The sequence below is a fragment of the Psychrobacter sp. TB20-MNA-CIBAN-0197 genome (genome assembly GCF_040309765.1).
GTDB lineage: Bacteria > Pseudomonadota > Gammaproteobacteria > Pseudomonadales > Moraxellaceae > Psychrobacter > Psychrobacter submarinus.
This window is the reverse complement of the sequence record NZ_JBEOPC010000911.1, coordinates 1-258: the sequence shown is the minus strand read 5'-3', so window position 1 is coordinate 258 and position 258 is coordinate 1. Positions and strand designations below refer to the sequence as shown.

Below are 258 nucleotides of genomic sequence, written 5' to 3'. Positions count from 1 at the left end.
GTTTGAATTAACGGCAAGTGATGAGCGTCGCCAAGCGTTTACTGATTTTTGTAATGCTCACTCTACTACGTTAAATACCCTCGAATCAGATAACCTAACATTTGCTTATTACCTGCAATGGCAAGCGCATATGCAACTTGCACTGTGTCAAAAAAGTTGCGCAGAGAGAGGCATGGCTATTGGCTTAATAAACGACTTAGCTGTTGGTTGTGCTGGCGATGGGGCTGAATTTAAAAACCAGCAATCGCTGTTTAGCCA

Annotated in this window: 1 protein-coding gene; it reads left to right on the top strand. The window is 43.0% G+C overall.

The features are described from left to right. On the top strand, positions 1–258 hold a 258-nt coding region (locus AAEY83_RS16520; protein WP_351060801.1), incomplete at both ends, for a 4-alpha-glucanotransferase.